The following is a 22,258-nucleotide window of genomic DNA, read 5'->3' on the forward strand; positions in this document are numbered from 1 at the left end:
TATGATATTTGCATTTACGGAGGTACATCGGCGGGCATTATCGCTGCCTATACAGCCAAAAAGCTGGGCAAGACCGTGCTGGTGATAGAGCCCGGCAGCCATATAGGGGGCATGACCACCGGCGGCCTGGGCGCAACCGACATTGGCAATAAACAGGCAGTGACCGGCCTGGCCCGCCGCTTTTACCGGGACCTGGGGGCCTATTACGGCACCTTTGAGAGCTGGAAGTTTGAGCCCAAAGCAGCCAGCCAGGTATTTAACCGTTACATAAAGCAGGAGAATATTGAGATCTTGCCCGTAGCACCCCTGGTAGAAGTGGTAAAGGAAGGAGCCGCCATCCGGCAGATCCTGGTCCATCCCTCGGGCCGGGAAGCACCCATAGCCATACAGGCAAAGGTATTTCTGGACTGTTCGTATGAAGGGGATCTGATGGCCATGGCTGGCATATCCTATACCGTAGGCCGGGAGAGCAACGAGCTGTATGGCGAGACCTACAATGGTGTGCAGCTACTGGACGGGCACCAGTTTCCCGATGGCATAAGCCCCTATCGCCGGGCCGGCAATCCTGATTCCGGCCTGCTCTGGGGCATAAGTGACCGCCAGCTGGATCCCCGGGGCAGCGGCGACAGCAAGGTGCAGGCCTATAACTTCCGCCTTACTCTTACCGACAGTGCCCGCAACCGCATTCCCATTACCCGCCCCCGCAATTATGATGTAAACCGCTATGAGCTGCTACTGCGCCTGATCCGCCAAACGGCTAATCACAACCTCTACGATTATTTCATCTGGACCATGCTGCCCCGCCGCAAAACCGATATCAATAACCGGGGAGGCTTCTCTACGGACATGATCGGCTTTAACTGGGAGTATCCGGAGGCCAACTGGGAAAAGCGCCGGGAAATAATTCAGCTGCATGAGGAGTACACCCGCGGCCTGCTTTACTTTCTGGGCAATGATCCCCGGGTGCCGGAAGTGATGCGGCAGGAAATGAAGAAATGGGGCCTTCCGCGGGATGAGTTTATCAATACCAACCATTTTACCCCCCAGCTGTATGTGCGGGAGGCTCGCCGCATGCTGGGCGAGTATGTGATGACGGAGCACAACTGCACCGGCGCTACTACCGTTGAGGATGGCATTGCCCTGGCCGCTTATACCATGGACTCGCACCATGTGCAGCGGGTGGTGGTAGACGGAATGGTCAAAAATGAGGGCAATGTAGAAGTGGGTAATTTCCCCCCCTACCCCATCTCTTACCGGGCGCTGGTGCCCCGGCCAGACGAGTGCAGCAACCTGCTGGTGCCGGTGGCCCTTTCGGCCTCGCACATTGCCTATGGGTCCATTCGCATGGAGCCGGTATTTATGGTGCTGGGCCAGGTAGCTGCCATGGCTGCCAGCCTGGCCATTGACCAGAAAAAAACGGTGCAGAGCATACGCCTGCGTCCCCTGCAAACAATGCTGCAAAACAACCCCTACCTGGATGGTACCCCGCCCGACATTGTTGTAGACAACAGCGACCCCTCCGGAATTACCATTGCCGGCCAATGGGATACGGTAAGCCACTGGATGGGCCAGTATAAACAAGATTACCTGCTCAGCAGGGGCGGAGGCGGCACTCAGCCCCGCCGGGTTAGTTTTACCGCAACGGCCGCGCAGGATGGCAACTATATGCTGTACCTCTCTTCCCCCAGAGGTCCCTGGGTACAGGAAGAGCCCTATGCCCGAAAGGTTCCCGTAGAAATAACTGCACCCCAGGGCACTGCTACCCGTACAGTAGATATGGAGCAAAAGCGCAACGACTGGATTCCTCTGGGCAACTACCTGCTCAAAAAGGGGCAGCGGGTGCAGGTAAGCATCCTGGCCGATGGCCTCACAGAACCGGTAGCAGCCGATGCCCTATTGCTGGTCAATACCCGGGATGTGCGCTAATGCCCTTAAAAAAATCTAAAAAGCGATAAACAGATAGCCTGTTATGTTAAATTTTGAATTTAAGAATCCTACCAAGATCCTATTTGGCAAAGACCAGATTGCCGCCCTCGCCAAAGAAGTACCTGCGCAAAGCAAAGTGTTGCTACTTTATGGCGGAGGCAGCATTAAAAAGAATGGAGTATATGATCAGGTAAAAAAAGCCCTGCAGCAGCACCAACTGCTGGAGTTTGGCGGCATAGAACCCAATCCAGAATATAAAACCCTCATGAAGGCGGTGCAGCTGATAAAACAGGAAGGGATTGATTTTTTGCTTGCTGTAGGGGGTGGTTCTGTTATTGACGGCACCAAATTTATTTCAGCCGCAGCCGTATATCCGGGCGACAACAGCTGGGATATTCTGGCCAGGGGAATCCGTACCGAGAAGGGAATGCCCTTTGGCTCGGTGCTTACCCTGCCCGCTACTGGTTCGGAGATGAATTCCGGCGCGGTGATCAACCGCAGCGAGATTCAGGAAAAGCGGACTATGGGGGGCCCCGGCCTGTTTCCGGTCTTCTCCATTCTGGACCCCCAGGTAGTACAAAGCCTGCCGGCCCGGCAGATCCAGAACGGTATCACCGATGCCTTTACCCATGTGCTGGAGCAGTACCTTACCTACCCCATTGGCGCCCTGCTGCAGGACCGCTTTGCCGAAAGCATCCTGCAAACCCTGGTAGAAGTAGGCCCAAAGGTGCAGAAGGACCCCTCGGACTATACTGCCGCCGCCAATTTTATGTGGTGCTGCACCATGGCCCTCAATGGTCTTATTCAGAAGGGGGTGCCAACCGACTGGGCCACCCACATGATTGCCCATGAGCTTACCGCTCTCTACGGCATAGACCATGCCCGCACCCTGGCCATTATTGCCCCCAACCTGTACCGCTACACCTTTGAGGATAAAAAAGAAAAACTGGCTCAGTATGGCGAGCGGGTCTGGAACATCACCCAAGGTACACTGGAAGAAAAAGCCGAAGCGGCCATCCAGAAAACCGTTGATTTCTTCCATACCCTGGAGATCAAGACCCGCCTGTCGGATTACACCGATGCCTATGAGCAAACGGCCGATATTGTATACCAGCGCTTTGAGGAAAGAGGCTGGAAAGGCTTGGGCGAGCGCAAAAAGATAGGTCCCGATGCTGCCCGCCGCATTGTAGAGCTAAGCTACTGATCTGCTCAGCCCCCCACCCCCTGAGAGGCAGCCTTATCGGTTGCCTTTTTTGGGCTAAGGGGGGCGTCAGGAGTCGGCAAAGAAATAAACCGTAAAAGATTCGTTATCTACTGAAATAGAGAGGGGGCAGAGCAGTGAACATATGAGCCCTGCTGCCCCCTGCAGCCCCCGCTTCCCACCCCTGCAAAGTGCCGGAAGCCTCCGCCGTAGCACCCCGTGGATGCGCATAAAGGAGAAGAATGCTGAAGGAGCCTGAAATTGATGAAGGAGTCTGAAGGAGATAGGCGGTGAAGCAGGGCCGTCGGAGAAAAAAACGGATCAAAACGTAAAGAATTACGTATCTAGTACGTGCAGCTTCTGGAAACATGAACAACTATCTTTTTATACTCTTTTTTGGACTTCTGCTGGTGGCCGCAGGCCCGCTGGCGGCCCAAACAGCCCCCTATGAGCCTGCCCATTTTATACAGGGCAGCGATACGCTTCCTTACCGGATCCTCTACCCCAAAAACTTTGACCCTTCCACCCCATACCCACTGATACTGGTGCTGCATGGCGGGGGTGAGCGGGGCAACGATAACCAGAAGCAGCTGGTGCATGGCGGCGCACTCTTTCAGCAGGAAGCCGTTCGCTCTGCCCATCCGGCTGTAGTGGTCTTTCCGCAGTGCCCGGCCGACAGCTACTGGTCCAATGTGCAGATTGACCGCAGCAAACAGCCCCTGCAGCTGGAGTTTAGTACCAGCCTGAGCGATACCACCCGAGGCATGGCCCTGCTGCAGGGCCTGGTACAGAAGCTGGCCGGACTACCCTATATAGATAGCCTGCGCATGTATGTAGGGGGCCTGTCGATGGGAGGTATGGGTACGCTGGAGCTGCTGCGCCGGGAGCCCAATCGTTTTGCAGCTGCATTTGCCATTTGCGGTGGAGATGCCCCGGCCAATGCCGCCGCCTATGCCCGGGTACCGGTCTGGATCTTTCATGGGGAGCAGGACAGCGTGGTGCCTGTTGCGCACTCCCTGGCCATTGCCGAGGCGCTGGAAGCGGCCGGCGCCAACATACGGCTTACACTCTATCCGCAGGTAGACCATAACAGCTGGGAACAAGCCTTTCGGGAACCCGACCTCTTGCCCTGGCTATTCTCCAAGAAAAAAGAAGTGCGTCATCACCCCAAAAACATAAAATAAGCCAGGGTACTCCCTTTGGCAGCAACAGCACCTCTCCCCTACAGTTACATAGTCAGAGGCAGGGCAGCGCCGCTGCCTGTATGAAACAGCCTGGCTATGCAAAAACGATTTCTAAAACACATCCGGTTCGGCTACCATTTTGAGAATACAGAAGAGATCATCTTGCGGGACTTTCTGGCCATGGAACGTACCCGACTGGCCAATGAACGCACCTTTCTCTCCTACATCCGCACAGCACTCTTCTTTTTAACCGGGGGGCTCACCCTGCTGCAATTGCGCGATTATACCGATATCCGCTGGATCGGGTATGTGGCCGTTTCCGTTAGTGTGGTCATGATTGTGATAGGCACCATTCGCTACTACAGGCTTATGAAACGCCTGCTCGCCTACTACCGTCAGCTTTCGCTGGATAAAGCTGCCTCAAAACCCATGGACCAGTAGGGCGGGTTCAGTACCGGACATTAAACGAGCACTACAGGGATGAGCGTATCTGCTTTAGAGCTGGGCTTCTATCTGCCGGAAGGCATCGGCAATGGTAGTGGGGCTGTCCAGCTGAAGCTTATTGCCCCTGATGATCTTTTTGGCCTGCGCAAACTGCTGCTGGCTTGAAAAAAGCTTTTTAAGGCTGATCATCTGCAGACCCGGCTCAGCGGCTTTGGCAGCATCCAGCTCATCTGAGGTGAGTGTGCCGGGGGTGTGTAACTGAAACAGGCACAGGCCTGACGGTGTGGCTACAAAAGTTGCACTCTCCAGCTCCAGCTCTTCGGCCATATCGGCAATAAGAGAATTGCCGCTCCGGTAATAGAGGCGCAGTCTGCCGCTTTGTTCATCGGCCTCAGCCCAGAAGGAAGCCGGATATTCCGAGCATAGGTACTGGATCAGGCTGGCCGACAGATCTTTTTGAAGTACGGCATAAGAAGCTCCCTCATACAGTACTTTGAAGAAGGCTGGCTGCCCCCCTGCCATGGGAATGGAATAGTAGCGGGCACCCCCTGTTGTAAATTCGCTTACCTGGCTGGGTAAAAATTCGCCCTCTTCCCCTTCTGCTACCGCATAGTACAGCTTATCAAAAAAGGAATCATAGCGCACCTCCAGGCTACGATCATCGGCCTGATCCATCAGACTAACAGTTGCTGCCCCATAGGAAGGCTGCTGTCCAAAGGCACCAAAACAACTAAAAATTAAGAAAACTAGCAGAAATACTACGCGCATAATCAGAGAGGTATCGCACAAATGTAGTGCTAATTAGATAAAAAATTGCACCTGTCAAATAAAAATATCCAAAATTGCCGGAGAATGGTACATTTCCCTATACGGAGTTTACCCAATTAAGCTGCAAAAAAGTACATGAATTGTTTTGCTATGGCTGGCCAGGCATCTATCCCGAGCGGGGTACCCCAACCACCCCCTTTACCTGCTTGACGCTTACCCACCGGCTGCCATGTGCGTTTTTGCTTAACAAGTAGTACCTTTCCGCCCTCGACCTCTTTTGTCATGCGCCCTGCCCCCTGCCTGCCCTCAATGCAAAAACTGCTTCTGTTAGGCCTTCTGCTTCTACTTTTGCTGCAGGCCGGCCTGTATGCCCAACCCATTCCTGCGCAAGGCGCACAACCCGATACCACTGCTGTGAACAAGCGGAGGTTGCGCACCATCATTCTGGCCGAATCTGCCTTTTATGTGGCCGGCATGAGCTACCTGCAGTTTATCTGGTACAAAGACAAGGAGCGGGTGCCCTTTCACTATTACAACGACAGCCGGGGCTATCTGCAGGTCGATAAGTTTGGGCATGCCTTTGGCGCCTATGTAGAAAGCTATGCAGGCTATCACCTGCTGCGGAGTGCCGGCCTGCCCCGCAACCAGTCGCTGCTGTATGGGGGTAGCCTGGGGCTGATCCTGCAAACCCCCATTGAAGTGTTTGATGGCATTTATGAAGGCTGGGGCTTCTCCTGGTCAGATATGGCGGCCAATGCTGCCGGTTCTGCCCTGGTGGTTGGGCAGGAGTTGCTTTGGCAGGAGCAGTTGCTGAAGTTCAAGTTTAGTTTCAGCCCCTCACCCTACCGGGAGCAGGCCCACGGCTATTTGGGTGATACGGCCCTGGAAAGCCTTTTTCTTGATTACAATGCCCATACCTACTGGCTCAGCATGCCCCTGAGCCGCAAAGGACGCACCGGCCTGCCTCCCTGGCTAAGCGTAGCGGCCGGCTACAGTGCCAATGGCATGTTTGGAGAATTTGAGAACAGACGCTGGTACAGAGGGATGCCCATTCCTGAAACGAATCGCTACCGCCAGTACCTGCTGTCACTGGATGTTGACTGGACCCGAATCCCTACCCGCAGCCGCTTTCTGAAAAGGGTATTCAGCAGCATGTTCTTTCTGAAGCTTCCCTTTCCGGCGCTGGAAGTAAACAGCAAGGGGCAGCTGCGGGGATACTGGCTCTACTATTGAGGATGCCCGCCCGACTGTGTATGTTTGTACTTTTTAGCTCCTCAACACTTATTTTCCCAAAACTCCCCGAACGCCCATGCAGTTTGCCAGCCTGTCTGCCACCTCTCCGGAAGAGATCAGAACCGCCTTTAACGAAGCATTCAGCGATTACCTGGTGCCGGTGCAGCTAAGCGCCGAACAGATGGAGCAAAAACTGCAGGTAGAGGGCTTTGATCCCAGCTGTTCGGTGGGTGCCTTTGCACACCAAAAGCTTGTAGGGCAGATTCTGCACTCCGCCGGATTCTGGAAAGGAAAGCCAGCCGCCTACAATTCAGGTACTGGCGTTGTCCCCTCCCAGCGTGGGCAGCACCTCACCCAGCGCATGTTTGCCTGCATTCTCCCCCAACTAAAAGAAAAAGGCCTGGCCTGCAGCCTGCTGGAGGTGATTGAGGGAAATGACAAGGCCCTGCGCACCTACCTTGGCGTAGGGTTTACGACCGTGCGCCTGCTGGATTCTTTTAAAGGAACCATTGCCCAGCCCCTGGCCGATCCGGAGATACAGCTTCTAGACCGGCCCGACTGGCAGCAGTTGCAACAGTTCTGGGACTGGCACCCCAGCTGGCAGCATAGCCCCGCCTGCCTGCAACGAGCCGGGAGCAGCTACAAAACCTTTGCCCTGCTTGAAGGGAGTAGAGTAATAGCCTACGCCACCATCAATCCCCTGACCAACCGCATTCCCAGCTTTGGCGTATCCCGGCAGCACCGCCGCAGGGGCCTGGCCAGCCGCTTGTTCAGGCATGTGCAGCAGTGCTATCCCGATAAGCCGCTTACCCTCATCAATGTAGACAGCTCCGCCAGCGGCACCCTCACCTTTTTGCAGGCTGTGGGGCTTCAGTATTTCCTTCGCCAGCATGAAATGGAACTGGCTCTATAGGTGGCTTGCTGCAAGCACCCCCTTTTCTGTGCCATGCGCCAGGTACCAAAACAGACAGACAGGCGTTCTATTACCATCTATAGGCCTAATGATCCATTCATCAGAACCCTTTTGCTGCCCTTGCCCGCGCAGCGTATCTTACCTACCGACTGTATTTAACCACCATCCGTTCATGATCAAGCACCTACGAAGAGGACTTTTTGGCCTGATGGCCCTGATGATTGCCACCACGGCCCTGGCGCAAACCAATAGCTACCGCTACAGCCTGGACCTCACCCGGGTAAAGGATGATCAGCTGCAGGTAGAACTGCAGACCCCGGCCATCAGCCAGAGCAGCATACGCTTTTACATGCCCAAGATCATTCCGGGCACCTACAGCGTTAGCGATTATGGCAAGTTTGTTACCGAGCTGAAAGCCTACACCAAAAAAGGAAAGGAATTGCCTGTTAAGCGCCTGGACGACAACAGCTGGGAGATCAGCAAGGCCAATCAGATGACCCGCATGAGCTATTGGGTAGAAGATATCTTTGATACCCAGCAGGAGCATGGCATCTACATGATGTCGGCTACCAACATTGAAGAGGGGGTGAACTTTGTGATCCATACCCCTGGCTTCTTTGGCTATTTTGAGAACATGAAGGAGATTCCCTTTGAGCTGAGCATTACCAAACCCGAAGCCTTTTACGGCAGCACCGGGCTGATACCGGTAAGCAGCACCCCTACGCAGGATGTGTACCGCACGGGTGATTATGATCTGCTGATGGACTCTCCTCTGATGTACAACCTGCCCGACACAACCTTTATCAATGTGGCCAATGCCCGGGTGCTGGTAAGTGTACACTCGCCAAACAAACAGGTAACCTCTGCATTTCTGGCCCAGCAGTTTGATAAGCTGCTGCAGGCTACCGCCCAGTACCTGGGGGGCAAACTGCCGGTAGAGAAGTATGCCTTTATCCTGTATTTTGCCGAGCCTGGCAAAGCACAACCGGCACAGGGCGCCTTGGAGCACAACACCTCCAGTTTTTACTACATCTCGGAATACCCGCAGATGATGCTGGCCCCCTCACTGGTAGACATTGCTGCGCATGAGTTCTTCCACATTGTGACCCCTCTTACGCTGCACTCCGAAGAGATCGCCAATTTCAATTTCAACGAGCCCATTCTGTCCCGCCATCTGTGGCTGTACGAGGGGGTTACCGAGTATGCCTCCGACCATGTGCAGGTACGCTACAACCACATATCGCCTGCCCAGTTCCTGGATAAGCTTGCTGAAAAGATCAACAACAACCGCAGCCAGTACAACGATACGCTGCCCTTTACCGAGCTATCCCAGAAAGCGGCCGCTGAGCATGAAAGCCAGTACGGCAATGTGTATGAAAAGGGGGCCGTTATTGCCGCCATGCTGGACATTCGCCTGCTGGAGCTGTCTAACGGGCAGCTTGACCTGCAAAAACTGCTGCGCCGCCTCAGCCAGAAATACGGCATCAACAAACCGTTTAAGGACGAAGCTCTTTTTGGCGAGCTGGAGGAGATGAGCTATCCCGAAATTGGCGATTTTCTGAGAACCTATGTGGCCGGCCCCAGCCCCCTGCCCCTGCAGGAGTATCTGCAAAAAGTAGGCATTGTCTATGAACAGCAGCCCGACCGGCAGGTAGCCACCTTTGGCAAAGTAAACCTGGGATTTAACCAGGAGCAGATGCGGCTGGAAGTGAGCGGCACCAGTGATATGAATGCCTTTGGCCAGGCCATGGGCTACCAGAAAGGCGACCTGCTCATCAGCCTGCAGGGTCAGGAACTTACTCCGGCCACTGCCCAGGCCATTATCCAGGGCTATTCGGCCAATACAAAGGCGGGAGATAAGGTGGAAATGCTGATTGCCCGCAAAAACGAGCAGGGCGAGTACCAGCAAATGACCCTCTCTGCCCCTGCCCAAACGGTAACCTCACCCGGTACCGTAAGCCTGCGCATGGCCGAAAAGGCCACCTACGAGCAGCTGCGCCTGCGCAACCAATGGCTGCAGGCCAATCCCAACACCGCCCGGCCAGAAGATGTAGAAAGCATTGACGCCCTCTTGAAAACGCTGTACGGTGTTATCTCCGGCCCAGCCGGTGAGCGCAACTGGGAGCGCTTTCACGCCCTCTTTACTCCCCACGCCCGCATGTCGGCCATGGCCAGGAACAAGAGCGGGCAGCAGCTGCTGGTGAGCATGACCCCTCAGGAATATCAGCAGAAGAACGCTCCCTTCTTTATGGAGAGTGGCTTTTGGGAGGAGGAGCTGGGCCGGCAGGTCGTGCAGTTTGGTGAGCTGGCCAGTGTCATGAGCGCCTACCACTTCCGGACTCAGGAAGGGGGCGAACCCCAGCAGCGGGGGGTTAATTCCATCCAGCTGGTAAAAGAGCAGGGCCGCTGGTGGATTGCCAATATCATCTGGAACACCGAGCGGGAGGATAATCCCATCCCCGCCAATCTGCTTCCCCAGCCCCCAAAAGAGGCCAGCAAGAAAGCCAAAAAATAACCACCCCTACCAACACAGAAAGCAGGCCCGGTGGCCTGCTTTCTGTGTTTTAGTGGCTCTACGCTTTGCCTACCCGCACCCTTACCGCTTATATGCCTGTAGTAGCTTTTGTAAGCCTCAACTACCTGGAATATACTTTGGCAGCAGAGTGCATAAGGCCTGCCGCCAGAACACCAGCCCCAGCCACTCTTTGTCTACTTTTCTTGTAGATCGTGTTAAACAAGAGGCCTGAAAATATGCTTTTAGCATAGACGAAACGTAATGCGCACACATGAATCTGAGGAGATTGAACCTGGCTGAAGGGTTGTCATTTTTCAGGGTGATCAGCTTTCCGATCATCCTCCTGTTTATTTACCTTGACATGCGCAGTACTACGGCCTGGCTCTACCTGATCTTTTTCTCCACCGACACCCTGGATGGGGTAGTCGCACGGCTGTTGAATATGGAAAGTGACCGCCGGGCCAAGCTCGATACCCTGGGTGATATTCTCTACCTGCTCACCGGCCTGGTAGGCTACTATACCTTTGCGCCTGAGCATTTCCTCAAAAACATCCTGCTGATTGGGCTGGTCCTGGGCCTGTACCTGCTGCAATTTATACTGGCCCTGAGCAAATGGGGAAAACCCAGCAGCTACCACACCTGGCTGGCCAAGCTGGCAGCCATTTTTCAGGTGGCCTTTTTTGTCTGGATGTTCTTTGTAGGGCCGCACCCCTTCTTTTTTTACGCTGCGGCTGGCATAAGCCTGCTGGATGCCCTGGAGGATATCCTGATCACCCTTAGTCTTAAAGAGCGGCGTTCACACATACGGGGACTATTCTGGCTGACTGCTCCTGAAGAGCCTGAAAAGGCAGTAGATAAGGGACTTTAGCCGCCAGTGCTTCTATATATGCGACGGCAGTAGGCAGTGCTGCCGCAGGAATGGTATCTTTGCCCCTTTATACGATCCCTACTACCTATGCGTGTTGTAAAAGAGCTACCCCTGGGCGATATCAAAGCCACCATATTTTACTGGAATAACAAATACCTGCTGAAGCTGGAGCAGGGCCTGCTGGAGCAAACCTTTAAGGTACCCGAAACAGAGATCAGCGGCGAGCAGGATCTGGAAGCACTCCTCACCGAAGACTTCCTGAACAAAGCCCGCCTGCGCTTCCGGGACATGATGGCCGATCTGCAGGCTGCCTTGTTTTAGCCTTAGCTTACGAAAGAAATTTCAGGGAGATCAGGGTAATATCGTCATTTACATCGCCGGTGGTCCACTCCAGCTTAAGGGCCACCATGTTTTGGATCACCTCTTCGGCCGTCATGCGGGCACTTTGCAGATAGCGCTCAGCTACCGGCTCAATTCCCAGCTGCTCCCGATCCTTATTATACAGCTCAATAAGGCCATCGGAAAGCAACAACAGGCCATCGCCGGCCGCCATGGAAAAGGTTTCGGTGCGGATATCCCAGGCTATGCTGGACCCCATAAAGGGTCCTTTGAAGACCAATGTATCGATCGTGTTCGTATCGGCCCGGTAGCGCAGCAGGGGGGGCATGCCTGAGGAGGCAATGGTAAGCTCGTGATCCCGGATGCGCAGCAGGGTAAGGCCCATGTACAGGTTACGTACCTTCAGGTTGCGAATGCCGTCTGACATTTGCTGCAGCAGATCGGCCGGCTCCATGCTGGGTCCAAAGGTGTGAAAGTAGCTTTTGGCCACAGCCACCACTGTACCGGCCATTACGCCATGCCCGGTAGCATCCCCAATGATGATGTAAAAATCACCGTTGTCATTTTCCAGATAATCGTAATAATCACCTCCTACCTCGGCATAGGTCTGCAGGTACATGGACATCTGTATATAGGCATGCTTGGGAGGCTGCACGGGCAGCATGTACATTTGCAGGCGCTTGGCAGCGTCAATCTCCTCGGCGCGGCGCTGGTTCTCCTGCTCAATGTCAATCATGGTAATGGAGGTCTGCAACTGCATGCGGATGAGCTCCCGCTGCCGCTCCTCCAGCAGCATTTTGGCCTCGCGCAGCTGCCGGTTCTTTTCTACCAGATCCTGCCGCTGCTTTTCTTCTTTTTCCTTTTGCTGAGCCTTGGTAACGGCATTTTGCACAATGCTGTAAAACTCCGGGCCAATAAAGGATTTCTGGATATAATCGTAGGCGCCCGCTTTAAAGGCCTTGGCTGCAATAAACTCATTTCCCGAACCGGTCAGGAAGATGATGCAGAGACTATGATCAAACTCCTGCTGCAACAGACTGAGTGCCTGCAGGCCGTCCATATCGGGCAGCATATAGTCCAGCAGTACACAATCGGGCTTATTCTGGTGCAGGATGCTGAAGGCTTCCGCAAGCGTAGATGTCTCGTCAAAGCTAAGCCCGCTGCCATTGGCAGAAGCTCCTTTTTCGAGGTAGCGCTTCATTACTTCCCGGTCTTCCCGATTATCGTCAATGATAAGTAGATGCATATATCTCTACACAGTAAATAGAGCCGAAAATAGCCAATAAACTGCTTTCCGCCAATTCAATTCCCATAAGAAACCCATTCCTGGGCAGTTACCCCCTTGCTATAGCCTGGCAGTAAAGAAGTTGTGTGTTTTTAGTGCAGCAAAATCAGATTATGCGGCTAATGTTCTTTGTTTTCTTCCGGCAAGGTAAAGAAAAACGTACTGCCCCTGCCGGGTTCCGATTCCAGCCAGATCTCCCCCCCATGCCGCTCTACAATCTTTTTTACAATGGTAAGGCCTACCCCCGTGCCACCCCCGTACGCATGGCGGGCATGCAGGCGCCTGAAAATGGTAAATATAGCATCAAAATGCCGCTGCTCAATGCCTATGCCGTTGTCCTTCACATAAAAGGTCCAGGCAGCAGTAGTGCTATCTGGCGGCCTGCAGCCGATCTCCACCTCTACCTGCGGCTGGGTATTGTACTTAATGGCATTGGCGATCAGGTTTTGAAACAGCTCCAGCACCTGCAGCTCATCACAGCAGATGGTCGGCAGCTGCTCAGCAAGCCGAATGTGCACCTGCCGCCCGTCAATGGGTTGCTGCAGCATGTCCCGCACTTCCTGAAGGGTCTGGTTAAGGTCTACCTCGGTTTTATGAATCTCCATGCGCCCTATTCTGGAGTACTGCAGAAGCGAGTCCAGCAGCTGCTCCATGCGTACGCTCAGGCGTATAAGGGTAGAGAGCTTCTCCTTTCCCGCCTCATCGAGCTTATCGCCATAATCTTCCAGCAAAAACTGGCTATAATTAAAAATGCCCCGCAGCGGCTCCTTCAGGTCATGAGAAGCAATATACGCAAAAGAATCAAGTTCATTGGTACTGCGCTCCAGTTCCAGGTTCAGCCGGGAGAGGATATCCGCCTTGAGGTTTAGCTCGCCTGATACCCGCATCACCACATCTACCAGCAGGCCCCGCATGTCGCGTGCCGCCTGCAGTTCTACCGGCTTCCAGGCCTGTGCCACGCCCCTAACCGTTTCCTGCCAGCTGGCAAACGATTTGCGAGGTTCCAGTTGATGCAGGCTCCCGGCACTGGTCTTGATCTCATCATCGGGCCGGCCAGCCCAGCGAACGGTTTGCACCAGTTCCGGCCTGAACCAGAGAATATACTCCCGCTGAATACGGGAAACAGCAATGGCCAGCAGGCCGCTGGCAGTGGCTGTATAGGCCCTGGCTGCCGGAAACTCGCTTGCCAGCGAATTGGTGCTGTATACCTCCTGCATTACATCTTTGTGCAGCCAGGCTACCAGCTCCTGTACCTGTTCGGTAGTAGGGGTTTTTCCAAGCAAATGAATGCCATCCGCGGCGCATACTGCGCAGCCGCTGCAGTCCAGCAAGTCTTTAATGGTAGGGGTATACAGGTAGAGGCTGCTGGCCATGTCGCTGGCCTGGGCCATGCGCTGCAAGAGGGGGGTCTGCACCTGCATGATGCGCTTGTGCATGCGTTCTTCTTCTCTGCGGTACCGCTCCTGTAGCATTGTCCCAAAACTTTTGCTCAGCAGGTAGCAGGCTTCCCGCTGCGCATGCCCCAGGTGCAGGGGCTGGCGGTGGTGGCAGGCAATGAGCCCCCAGAGCGTACCCTCCAGGATGATGGAAAACGACATGGAGGCCCCTACCCCCATATTGCGCAGGTACTGCAGGTGAATGGGTGATACGCTGCGCAGACTGCTCAGCGACAGGTTTAGCGGTTTGCCGGTAAGGGGATTAACCCCGGGCAGCAGGGATACAGGCGTGTAATCTACATCAGGAATATAGCGGCTGGGATTATGCAGGTAGAGGGTACGGGCCTGTGGGGGAATATCCGAAGCCGGGAAATAATGCCCCATGTAGGAGGCCATGCCCTGCTGTACTGACTCGCCAATGACCCGGCCGCTCTTGTCTTCTAAAAACTGGTAGACCATTACCCTGCTAAACCCACTGAGCTCCCGCACAGCCTCGGCTGCTTTCTGAGCCAGGGGAGCGATCCCATCGGTTGCCTGCAGGTTGTTGATCAGCGCTGTATAGCTGGAGAGGCTGATCTCCTTCCGCAAATTGGCGGGCTCCAGCTCCAGTACAATCCCCCCCTGGTTGTGATGCAGGCTGATGTGCCATTCCTGCACACTGGCGCCTGCCACCGAAGCCGTAAATTGCTGCTGGTTAGCAACATCTCCAAAGCGTATGGCTATTTCGGCAGCCAGGGCATCGCCCAGCAGGCTGCGTACGGGCTGATCCAGCAGGGAAGCTGCCCCCCGATGAAAATAGTCAGCTACATTTTCGGAAACCTGGCGGATGGTAAGCTCACTATCCAGCAGCAGCAAGGCTCCATGAGCCTGAATGGCGCCGGGAATGTGAATAGGCTCCCGCTCACAGGAGGTAATGGTAGCGGTTCCATCAACATCAAACTCCTGCTTATCGAAGAGAGAAAAAATATCTGGCTGCTTCATGTAGCGGAAAAAGTAGTAAACGGCACATCTTGGTACTTCCCTGATCTGACATGCTTCCCACTTGCGTAGTAAAGTTATAACTTTTCTGCTCTTCAGCAAGCAGGGGCCCTCCCTAGCAGTAAGGGCCACATCTGCAGGCCATCCGGGCTACTTTAGCGGCTAAGCCGAAAGGCCCCCTGCTCGGACGTAATATGAAGGGGCAGCCCGAGCGTATCGGCTGCCTGCCGGGCACGCTGGCGGTAGCGCTGGCTGTTGGAAGCATCCAGTACCAGGTGGGTAGGCGCGAAATAGGCCGGGAGTTGCTGCAGGTCCAGCCGGGCATTGTTGCGGATCAGGACTACATCTACCGGCAGGGGCCGGGCAGGGGGTGTGGCCAGGGCCTCCTCAACCACGGCAAGCCGGATGCCCTCCCACGCCAGCAGGGTGAAGCCGGCTGCTTTTGCCAGGGGCGGCCTGAAATCATCTGGCAACTGCTGCAGCTGAAGGGGTGTATCAAAACCGGCATGGATGCGGGAAGGCTCTACATGAAAACTAAGCTGCTGTTGTTTGGGCAGCTCTCCAAAGGGCAGCAACAGCTCCTCTGGCCCACGCGCCAGGTGCAGCAGGCTATGGCCGGGTATCTGGTATATGGTAAGCAGCTTTTGGGTACGCCGGCTGTGCACATGCCCCATCAGGCTAAGGCCCAGCACTCCCAACACCCCCAGGCTAAACATGCTCCAGCCAAAGGAGCGCAGCCGCAGCATAAGCAGCAACGCCAGCAAGCTGCCATACAACAGCAGCACCTGGGGTGTATCTATGGTAGCCACCAGCCTGCTGCCGGGTAATTGCTCGGTTAGGTGCACCCAGAAGTTAAGCAGTTGGGTAAGCCCCGTAACCAGCCAGCCCAGCACAAGGCTGATGCCGGGCAGCCAGTGCAAGACCATCAGAAGCAGGGTGGTATAGAGGATGAGTGTAGCCAGGGGTATAGCCAGGAGGTTGCCCATGAAAAAATAGGTAGGAAACTGGTTGAAGTAGTACAAGCCCAGCGGAAACGTGGCCAGCTGGGCTGCCAGGGTTACGGCCATCAGCTCCCAGATGCGCCGGATCCATCTATGCCGGGGCATATACAGGCGGCTGATGCGTGGCTGCAGGTAGACGATCCCAATCACTGCTGCATAGCTTAGCTGAAAGCCTACCTGCAGTAGCAGCAGGGGATTCCAGAGCAGCAGAATAAAGGCCGATAGGGCAATGGAATTGTAAATATTGCCCTTGCGTACGCTAAGCTTGCCAAGGGCAATAATGCTGAACATCCAGGTAGCCCGCTGGGCAGAAGGCGACAGGCCCGTAAGCCAGGCATAGCTCCACAACAGCAGCAGTGCCACTACCAGCCACAGCAGGCGTCGCCAGAAGCTCCCCTGCAGGTAGCGCAGCAGCCAGAGCAACACCGCAAACACCAGGCCCACATGCAGGCCCGATACCGCCAGCACATGCATTACACCGGCATCGGCATAGGCCTGGCGCAAACTTCTGTTTAGCTCGCTGCGCTGCCCCAGCACCATGGCCGCCACTACGGCAGCGGCCTCCTGCTGCCCTACAAACCGCTCCACAACCCCTTTAAAGTAGCGCCTGCTCCTGAAGGCCAGCTGCTCCCAGGGCGATACCGCCAGAGGGGGCGCCTGCCCCCTCACATAGGCCTGGGCAAAAAACTGGTGATAAATGCCCAGGGAGGCCAGGTAGCGCCGGTAGTCAAACTCATGGGGGTTAAAAGGCGCCGGCACCGCCTGGGCCCTGCCCTTCAGCAGCAGTCCCTCCCCTGGCACTGGCAGGCCTCCCTCTGCAGCCTTTGGCAGGTACACCATCGCCCGAACTTCCTGATCCGCTCCGGCGGCCTGAACAATCCTGGCCTGAAAGCGGTAGCTGTTAGGCGTTTCTACAGCCGGCTCTTCGGCCAGGGCCCACCAGTAGTCGCCAGCATCCTCCGGCAGAGCGGGGGGCTGCCTGGCCTCCTGGGCCCGCCAGAAGCCCAGCAGCAGCACCAGCAGAAAAGCCGTAAGGCCCCAGCCCAGCTGGTTGGCCGGCTGGTTGATCCGCCTGCTTGCCGCCAGCCCTATGTACAGCAGGGCTATGAGCAGGCAGGTCCAAAACACCACTCTCCCATAGCCTGGCAGAGCAAAGCCCAGCAGAATGCCCAGCAGCAGCCAAAGCACATAGCGCACCCATACAAATGCCAGCCAATGGTACATACGCCAATAGGTATGTTTAACAAAATCACCTCTTAGCTCAACCTTTTTGGGAGCACATGGTTTGATACATGAAGGACCTTCCCTACCTATGGAAATTAAGAATGCTTCTGAGCTGATACTCGAAAAACTCGAAAACTGGATCCACGCCTTTATTGAGATGCTGCCCAACCTGGGTTTGGCACTCCTCATCCTCATCATCACCTTTTTGCTGGCGCGCCTTATCCGCAAGGTGGTCATGCGCCTGATGCACCGGGTTACGCACAAATCAACCCTGCATGACCTGATTGCTACCATTGTGTATCTGGCGGTGATTCTGGTAGGGGCCTTTATAGCATTGGGGGTGCTTAACCTGGACAAAACCGTTACCACCCTGCTGGCAGGCGCAGGGATCATTGGCCTGGCGCTTGGCTTTGCCTTTCAGGATATTGCTGCCAACTTTATGTCAGGCATTATTATGTCGGTGCGCATGCCGTTTCGGGTGGGTGACATCATTGAGACCCAGGACAAGCTGGGTATGGTGCAGCACATGAATCTGCGGGCTACGCTTGTACGCTCCTTTCAGGGTCAGGTACACATTATCCCCAATAAGGATGTGTTTCAGAATACCATCACCAATTACAGTGTACTGGGCAAACGGCGCATCGACCTGGCAGTAGGGGTATCCTACGGCGATGACCTGGAAAAGGTAAAGCAGGTAAGCCTGCAGGCTGTAAAATCGCTCGAAATGCTGTCCCAACAGGAGCCAATCCAGTTCTTCTATACAGAATTTGGCGACAGCTCCATTAATTTTGAGCTGCGCTTCTGGATCAGCTTTAAAGCGCAGCCCGACTACCTGCAGGCCCGAAGTGATGCCATCATGGCCATTAAACAGGCATTTGATGAGAACGATATCAGCATTCCCTTCCCCATTCGCACGCTGGATTTTGGCATCAAGGGGGGTGAAAAACTCACCGAGATGTTGCCCCGTAACCTTTCTAACAAGGCATCGTAAAAACCAGCAGAACCATTTTTTTTGGACACATGAAACGTAAAAACTTTTTTAAATCTGCTGGTTCCCTTTTTGTAGCGGGCGTTTTTGCCACAACATTTGCTGCCTGTGATAGCGGCGAGCGAAACTCCACTGCCTACGAGGGAGCAGAACAGGAATACGAAACAACTGATCGTGATTTGAATGAGCCCACCATTGGCTATGAGGATGGTGAGTATCAGATGGGCGATGCTGAATATGACATGAACCGCGAATATACCTATCAGGACCGGGAGCTGGTAAGCAACCGCATTCGCAGTGATATAGACCGTGCCGATCGTTCCCTGGAGCAGATGGAGCGGGATATGGAGCAAAGAGGTGAAAACCTGGATGCCGAAACCCGCCGTGAATACGAAGAAAGCAAGCAAACGCTTGAAAGAGAGCGTCAGCGCCTGAACCAGCGTCTGCAGGAAGTAGAGAATTCTACAGAAGAGACCTGGGAGCGTGTACGCAATGATGTAAATTCCACCCTCCAGGACTGGGAGCGGGAATGGGAAGGTCTGCGCAACCGTGATATTGACGTTGATGTAGACGTAGAAGAACGCAATACAAACGGCACTATTGATCAATAATCTGGATCAGTGTAGCACTCTATAAAGACGAAAAAAAAGCGGCGCTCCAGAGAGCGCCGCTTTTTTATTTCTTCATCAGGTAGTGACGGATGCCACATTCCTCAAATTCTTCTCCTTCCGGGCTAAAGCCAAACCTGGCGTAGAGGGGCATGGCCGTTAGCTGGGCGTGCAGGTACAGTACCCTGCCCTGAGTATCGGCCTGTTGGGCCACATCCTCCAACACCTTGGCCACTAGTGCCGCACCTACCCCTTTGCCCCGCTGCTCTGCCAGAACGGCAAAGCGCTCCAGCTTTATTCCCTTGGGGGTTCTGCGCCAGCGGGCTGTTCCACACGGGCTCCCCTGCTCATCAAGTGCCAGAAAGTGGCGGGAGCTTTCCTCAAACTCATCATATTCCTCTTCGGCAGGCACCTGCTGTTCTTCTACAAAAACCTTGCGCCGTATATCAAAGGCAGCCTCCAGCTGCTGCTGATTAGTTGTTCGTTCTACGCGTACCATTGGTATAGGGGCCTCTGCGGGCGGATTCTTCTGCACGGATCTCTGCTGCTTCAGCATCGGTTTTTTCGTAGGCTTCAATAATTCGTTTCACCAGTTTGTGGCGTACCACATCAGAGCCTTCCAGCTGCACAAATCCAATCCCCTCAATCCCGGCCAGAATTGTCAGCGCTTCCACCAGACCGCTTTTCTGGCGGGAGGGCAGGTCAATTTGGGTAACATCACCGGTTACAATGGCCTTGGAATTAGGCCCCAGGCGGGTCAGGAACATCTTGAGCTGCATGGGGGTAGTATTCTGCGCTTCATCCAGCAGAATAAAAGCGTTCTGCAGCGTACGCCCACGCATATAGGCCAGGGGCGCAATTTCGATAATGCCATTTTCCTGGTAGAATTTCAGCTTCTCTCCCGGGATCATTTCATGCAGGGCATCGTAAATGGGTCTCAGGTAAGGATCGATCTTCTCCTTAAGGTCGCCCGGCAAGAAGCCCAGGCTTTCGCCAGCTTCAACAGCAGGGCGGGTAATAATGATCTTCTTGACCAGCTTATTTTTAAGTGCCTTTACCGCCAGCGCTACAGATACATAGGTTTTACCCGTACCGGCAGGCCCCACTACAAACACCAGATCGTTTTTTTGAACAGCATCTACCAGCTTTTGCTGATTAGGCGTTTTAGGCTTAATACCCAGCCCGCCCGCACCAAACAGCAGGGTCTGGTCGGTGGCATGCTCCAGCACACTCTGCTCCTCTAACTGCAGGTATTCCTGCACATTTTCAGGGGTGATCTTGCCGTAACGGTGATAGTGCTGCAGGAGGGAATTAAGGATATCATTTATCTTTAAGATCTCAGGTGCAGTACCCCGAATACGTATCTCATTACCACGAGATACAATCTTGCTTGCCGGGAAAGCTGCAGCAACTTCTTGAATATTTCTGTTCTCTATACCCAGAAATTCGGGGAGTGAAATATTCTCAAGCGTAATAACTTTTTCTACCAAAGGCTGACTAAATAATTTGAATGTTCAACTACTAAACCTCTTCGAAAATCAGTAAGTTTGTTTTAACCAAATCTACGAAATAAATCCATCTACGGCTATGGCGATAATTACTTTTATGTCCGACTTCGGCACCACAGATCACTATGTGGCTGCAGTGAAGGCGCGCATACTAAGTACGCTGCCCAGCCAGCTGATAGTAGATATCAGTCATCAAATACAACACTTTAATATTGCCCATGGTTCTTTTGTTTTGGGCAATGTCTTCAGAGAATTTCCGCCTGGCACCATTCACCTGATAGCCGTACATGCCACCGGCGGCCTGGGCGAGCCTTACATAGCTATTAAGCTGGAGGGTCACTATTTTATTGGCACTGACAATGGCTTACTAGGGCTAATCAGTGAGCAGGAGCCGGAAGAGATAGTGATCCTTGGAAAGACCGAAGCTGAAAAGGCGCTGGCCCGTCTGACCACCTTTCCGGCCCGGGACCTGATGGCCCCTGCCGCTGCCTTGCTGGCCCAGGGGGCACCCCTCTCAGCGCTGGGCGAACCTACCCCCTACTTTAACCGCATGCTTCCCCGCAAACCGCGGCTAAGCCGGCAGCTGATCGCCGGCCATGTGATTCACATTGATCATTTTGGCAACCTGGTAACCAACGTACGCAAAGACGAGTTTGAGCAGCTGGTAAGCGACAAATTTCTTATAAAACTGGGCCGGGAGCAGATCACCAAGATTCACAAGACGTACAACCTGGTGGATGCCGGCGATTTGTTTGCCGTATTCAACAGCCTGGGCCTGCTGGAAATTGGTATTCACAGCGGCCATGCCGGTGAGCTTCTGGGCATGGAATATGATAGTGCCATCCTGGTCCACATCCCTGCCACTGACGAGGAAGCCGGCGCCTTGATGGGCATTCGCCAGCGCGGCATTCGGCGTACGCTTTAAGGCAATGCAGCGCATTCCTGTATTATTCAGGCCCATAGTTTGACTTTCATCTCAGAGCGCGTACTTTTGCGCTTACTTAACACCTAACTGTTTATGGTTATTCGCGTGGTACGCATGTACTTTAAAGAAGAGCATGTAGAGGATTTTCTGAAGTTGTTTGATGAAACCAAGGATCAGATCAGGAATTTTGAGGGGTGCCAGCATCTGGAGCTTCTTCAAGATAACGGGCAGGAACATATTCTGACGACTTATAGCTATTGGAAAGATCTGAAATCACTTGATCGCTATCGGCACTCTGCTCTTTTTATGGAGGTATGGTCCCAAATGAAGAAGTACTTTGCAGCCAAGCCCATTGCCTTTTCCTGTACCAAGCTTGTAGAGGTTGAAGGCCAAAAAGCCGAACCGCAAGAAAAAGCCTAAACCCCCTGGGGCAAATTTGGCTTTCGCTCTTAAAATAGATAGATTTGCAAACCAGACGCATGCCTGAATGGCGGAACTGGTAGACGCGCACGACTCAAAATCGTGTTCCTTCGGGAGTGCCGGTTCGATTCCGGCTTCAGGTACTCGGAAAGCCTTTAGCGAACAGCTAAAGGCTTTTTGCTTTTCAGAACGCTACAACAGAGCTTAGTAGATATATTAACTTTTTTTGAAGTAGCCTCCCCTCTGTAGAGTTTCCTTAAAGAAGGAAACAAAAAATCCCTTCAATACGAGATTAACGCTTAAAGTCGCCTGTATTTCCAGGGTCTATGGTGCGGCCGGCCAGGCTCACAGACCCTCTGGAGACAGGTCAGTGGGCCACAGACCTGGGACACGGTTAGTTAAATTAGTATACCATTTCTGCAGCAGGGCATTGGATGGCAAGATTTGCCTAAAGGGGGGGTGCAGGATATACTTAAAGGGGGTCGGTCAACAAA

Annotated in this window: 19 protein-coding genes and 1 tRNA gene; 14 read left to right on the forward strand and 6 right to left on the reverse strand. The window is 54.0% G+C overall.

Going from position 1 to position 22,258, the window contains the following annotated elements; translation table 11 throughout:
* The 4 genes from ADICEAN_RS13730 to ADICEAN_RS13745 form a co-directional block, all read left to right on the forward strand.
* On the forward strand, window positions 1-1,926 hold a 1,926-nt coding region (locus ADICEAN_RS13730; RefSeq protein WP_040397257.1), incomplete at its 5' end, for an FAD-dependent oxidoreductase.
* Between the two features lie 43 nt (window positions 1,927-1,969).
* Entirely contained in the window at window positions 1,970-3,130 is a 1,161-nt protein-coding gene (locus ADICEAN_RS13735) for an iron-containing alcohol dehydrogenase (protein ID WP_009196225.1), read from the forward strand.
* A 365-nt stretch (window positions 3,131-3,495) separates the two neighbouring features.
* Complete coding sequence (locus ADICEAN_RS13740; protein ID WP_009196226.1) at window positions 3,496-4,311, forward strand: carboxylesterase family protein; 816 nt, start codon at window positions 3,496-3,498, stop codon at window positions 4,309-4,311.
* Between the two features lie 96 nt (window positions 4,312-4,407).
* The gene (locus ADICEAN_RS13745; protein WP_009196227.1) at window positions 4,408-4,752 is read left to right on the forward strand and encodes a DUF202 domain-containing protein; all 345 of its coding nucleotides are present in this window, start codon (window positions 4,408-4,410) and stop codon (window positions 4,750-4,752) included.
* Window positions 4,753-4,806: 54 nt separating this feature from the next.
* On the opposite strand, the gene ADICEAN_RS13750 is transcribed toward ADICEAN_RS13745, so the two are convergent.
* Entirely contained in the window at window positions 4,807-5,523 is a 717-nt protein-coding gene (locus ADICEAN_RS13750) for a hypothetical protein (RefSeq protein ID WP_009196228.1), read from the reverse strand.
* A 309-nt stretch (window positions 5,524-5,832) separates the two neighbouring features.
* Here ADICEAN_RS13750 and ADICEAN_RS13755 point away from each other — a divergent pair, with 309 nt between their 5' ends.
* From ADICEAN_RS13755 to ADICEAN_RS13775, 5 genes are all read left to right on the forward strand, one after another.
* On the forward strand, window positions 5,833-6,756 hold the full coding sequence (locus tag ADICEAN_RS13755; RefSeq protein ID WP_040397268.1) for a DUF2279 domain-containing protein: 924 nt from the start codon (window positions 5,833-5,835) through the stop codon (window positions 6,754-6,756).
* Between the two features lie 76 nt (window positions 6,757-6,832).
* Window positions 6,833-7,669 (forward strand): GNAT family N-acetyltransferase, encoded by an 837-nt coding sequence (locus tag ADICEAN_RS13760; RefSeq protein WP_009196230.1) that lies wholly within the window; start codon window positions 6,833-6,835, stop codon window positions 7,667-7,669.
* A gap of 172 nt (window positions 7,670-7,841) precedes the next feature.
* On the forward strand, window positions 7,842-10,184 hold the full coding sequence (locus tag ADICEAN_RS13765; protein ID WP_236612919.1) for a M61 family metallopeptidase: 2,343 nt from the start codon (window positions 7,842-7,844) through the stop codon (window positions 10,182-10,184).
* 271 nt (window positions 10,185-10,455) lie between these two features.
* Complete coding sequence (locus ADICEAN_RS13770; protein ID WP_009196232.1) at window positions 10,456-11,052, forward strand: CDP-alcohol phosphatidyltransferase family protein; 597 nt, start codon at window positions 10,456-10,458, stop codon at window positions 11,050-11,052.
* 87 nt (window positions 11,053-11,139) lie between these two features.
* On the forward strand, window positions 11,140-11,373 hold the full coding sequence (locus tag ADICEAN_RS13775; protein WP_009196233.1) for a hypothetical protein: 234 nt from the start codon (window positions 11,140-11,142) through the stop codon (window positions 11,371-11,373).
* A gap of 7 nt (window positions 11,374-11,380) precedes the next feature.
* On the opposite strand, the gene ADICEAN_RS13780 is transcribed toward ADICEAN_RS13775, so the two are convergent.
* From ADICEAN_RS13780 to ADICEAN_RS13790, 3 genes are all read right to left on the reverse strand, one after another.
* Window positions 11,381-12,637: a SpoIIE family protein phosphatase gene (locus tag ADICEAN_RS13780; RefSeq protein WP_009196234.1), complete on the reverse strand. Its 1,257-nt coding sequence runs from the start codon at window positions 12,635-12,637 to the stop codon at window positions 11,381-11,383.
* 158 nt (window positions 12,638-12,795) lie between these two features.
* Complete coding sequence (locus ADICEAN_RS13785; protein ID WP_009196235.1) at window positions 12,796-15,093, reverse strand: ATP-binding protein; 2,298 nt, start codon at window positions 15,091-15,093, stop codon at window positions 12,796-12,798.
* Between the two features lie 152 nt (window positions 15,094-15,245).
* Window positions 15,246-17,315 (reverse strand): ComEC/Rec2 family competence protein, encoded by a 2,070-nt coding sequence (locus ADICEAN_RS13790; RefSeq protein WP_009196236.1) that lies wholly within the window; start codon window positions 17,313-17,315, stop codon window positions 15,246-15,248.
* Window positions 17,316-17,403: 88 nt separating this feature from the next.
* On the opposite strand from ADICEAN_RS13790, the gene ADICEAN_RS13795 reads away from it, so the two are divergent.
* Both ADICEAN_RS13795 and ADICEAN_RS13800 read left to right on the forward strand, forming a co-directional pair.
* Entirely contained in the window at window positions 17,404-18,306 is a 903-nt protein-coding gene (locus tag ADICEAN_RS13795) for a mechanosensitive ion channel family protein (RefSeq protein ID WP_009196237.1), read from the forward strand.
* Window positions 18,307-18,335: 29 nt separating this feature from the next.
* On the forward strand, window positions 18,336-18,914 hold the full coding sequence (locus ADICEAN_RS13800) for a sll1863 family stress response protein (RefSeq protein ID WP_009196238.1): 579 nt from the start codon (window positions 18,336-18,338) through the stop codon (window positions 18,912-18,914).
* Between the two features lie 64 nt (window positions 18,915-18,978).
* On the opposite strand, the gene ADICEAN_RS13805 is transcribed toward ADICEAN_RS13800, so the two are convergent.
* Both ADICEAN_RS13805 and ADICEAN_RS13810 read right to left on the reverse strand, forming a co-directional pair.
* Window positions 18,979-19,410, reverse strand: coding sequence for a GNAT family N-acetyltransferase (locus ADICEAN_RS13805; protein ID WP_009196239.1), 432 nt, complete (start codon window positions 19,408-19,410; stop codon window positions 18,979-18,981).
* Window positions 19,385-20,401 carry a PhoH family protein gene (locus ADICEAN_RS13810; RefSeq protein ID WP_009196240.1) on the reverse strand — a complete coding sequence of 339 codons (1,017 nt, stop codon included), beginning with the start codon at window positions 20,399-20,401 and terminating at the stop codon, window positions 19,385-19,387. Before ADICEAN_RS13810 ends, ADICEAN_RS13805 begins: the two co-directional genes overlap by 26 nt.
* A gap of 97 nt (window positions 20,402-20,498) precedes the next feature.
* Between ADICEAN_RS13810 and ADICEAN_RS13815 the strand changes: the two genes are divergently transcribed.
* The 3 genes from ADICEAN_RS13815 (at window position 20,499) to ADICEAN_RS13825 (ending at window position 21,907) form a co-directional block, all read left to right on the forward strand.
* Window positions 20,499-21,344 carry an SAM hydrolase/SAM-dependent halogenase family protein gene (locus ADICEAN_RS13815; RefSeq protein ID WP_009196241.1) on the forward strand — a complete coding sequence of 282 codons (846 nt, stop codon included), beginning with the start codon at window positions 20,499-20,501 and terminating at the stop codon, window positions 21,342-21,344.
* Window positions 21,345-21,437: 93 nt separating this feature from the next.
* Entirely contained in the window at window positions 21,438-21,764 is a 327-nt protein-coding gene (locus tag ADICEAN_RS13820) for a putative quinol monooxygenase (protein WP_009196242.1), read from the forward strand.
* Window positions 21,765-21,825: 61 nt separating this feature from the next.
* Window positions 21,826-21,907: transfer RNA gene (locus tag ADICEAN_RS13825), tRNA-Leu, on the forward strand.
* Window positions 21,908-22,258: the final 351 nt, after the last annotated feature.

The sequence above is a fragment of the Cesiribacter andamanensis AMV16 genome (genome assembly GCF_000348925.1).
GTDB lineage: Bacteria > Bacteroidota > Bacteroidia > Cytophagales > Cyclobacteriaceae > Cesiribacter > Cesiribacter andamanensis.

Coding starts and splice junctions, on each gene's coding strand:
- ADICEAN_RS13755 (WP_040397268.1), top strand. CDS start 5,833: ATGCAAAAACTGCTTCTGTTAGGCCTTCTGCTTCTACTTTTGCTGCAG.
- ADICEAN_RS13795 (WP_009196237.1), top strand. CDS start 17,404: ATGGAAATTAAGAATGCTTCTGAGCTGATACTCGAAAAACTCGAAAAC.
- ADICEAN_RS13740 (WP_009196226.1), top strand. CDS start 3,496: ATGAACAACTATCTTTTTATACTCTTTTTTGGACTTCTGCTGGTGGCC.
- ADICEAN_RS13800 (WP_009196238.1), top strand. CDS start 18,336: ATGAAACGTAAAAACTTTTTTAAATCTGCTGGTTCCCTTTTTGTAGCG.
- ADICEAN_RS13820 (WP_009196242.1), top strand. CDS start 21,438: ATGGTTATTCGCGTGGTACGCATGTACTTTAAAGAAGAGCATGTAGAG.
- ADICEAN_RS13735 (WP_009196225.1), top strand. CDS start 1,970: ATGTTAAATTTTGAATTTAAGAATCCTACCAAGATCCTATTTGGCAAA.
- ADICEAN_RS13785 (WP_009196235.1), bottom strand. CDS start 15,093: ATGAAGCAGCCAGATATTTTTTCTCTCTTCGATAAGCAGGAGTTTGAT.
- ADICEAN_RS13750 (WP_009196228.1), bottom strand. CDS start 5,523: ATGCGCGTAGTATTTCTGCTAGTTTTCTTAATTTTTAGTTGTTTTGGT.
- ADICEAN_RS13760 (WP_009196230.1), top strand. CDS start 6,833: ATGCAGTTTGCCAGCCTGTCTGCCACCTCTCCGGAAGAGATCAGAACC.
- ADICEAN_RS13815 (WP_009196241.1), top strand. CDS start 20,499: ATGGCGATAATTACTTTTATGTCCGACTTCGGCACCACAGATCACTAT.
- ADICEAN_RS13790 (WP_009196236.1), bottom strand. CDS start 17,315: ATGTACCATTGGCTGGCATTTGTATGGGTGCGCTATGTGCTTTGGCTG.
- ADICEAN_RS13805 (WP_009196239.1), bottom strand. CDS start 19,410: ATGGTACGCGTAGAACGAACAACTAATCAGCAGCAGCTGGAGGCTGCC.
- ADICEAN_RS13770 (WP_009196232.1), top strand. CDS start 10,456: ATGAATCTGAGGAGATTGAACCTGGCTGAAGGGTTGTCATTTTTCAGG.
- ADICEAN_RS13745 (WP_009196227.1), top strand. CDS start 4,408: ATGCAAAAACGATTTCTAAAACACATCCGGTTCGGCTACCATTTTGAG.
- ADICEAN_RS13775 (WP_009196233.1), top strand. CDS start 11,140: ATGCGTGTTGTAAAAGAGCTACCCCTGGGCGATATCAAAGCCACCATA.
- ADICEAN_RS13765 (WP_236612919.1), top strand. CDS start 7,842: ATGATCAAGCACCTACGAAGAGGACTTTTTGGCCTGATGGCCCTGATG.
- ADICEAN_RS13780 (WP_009196234.1), bottom strand. CDS start 12,637: ATGCATCTACTTATCATTGACGATAATCGGGAAGACCGGGAAGTAATG.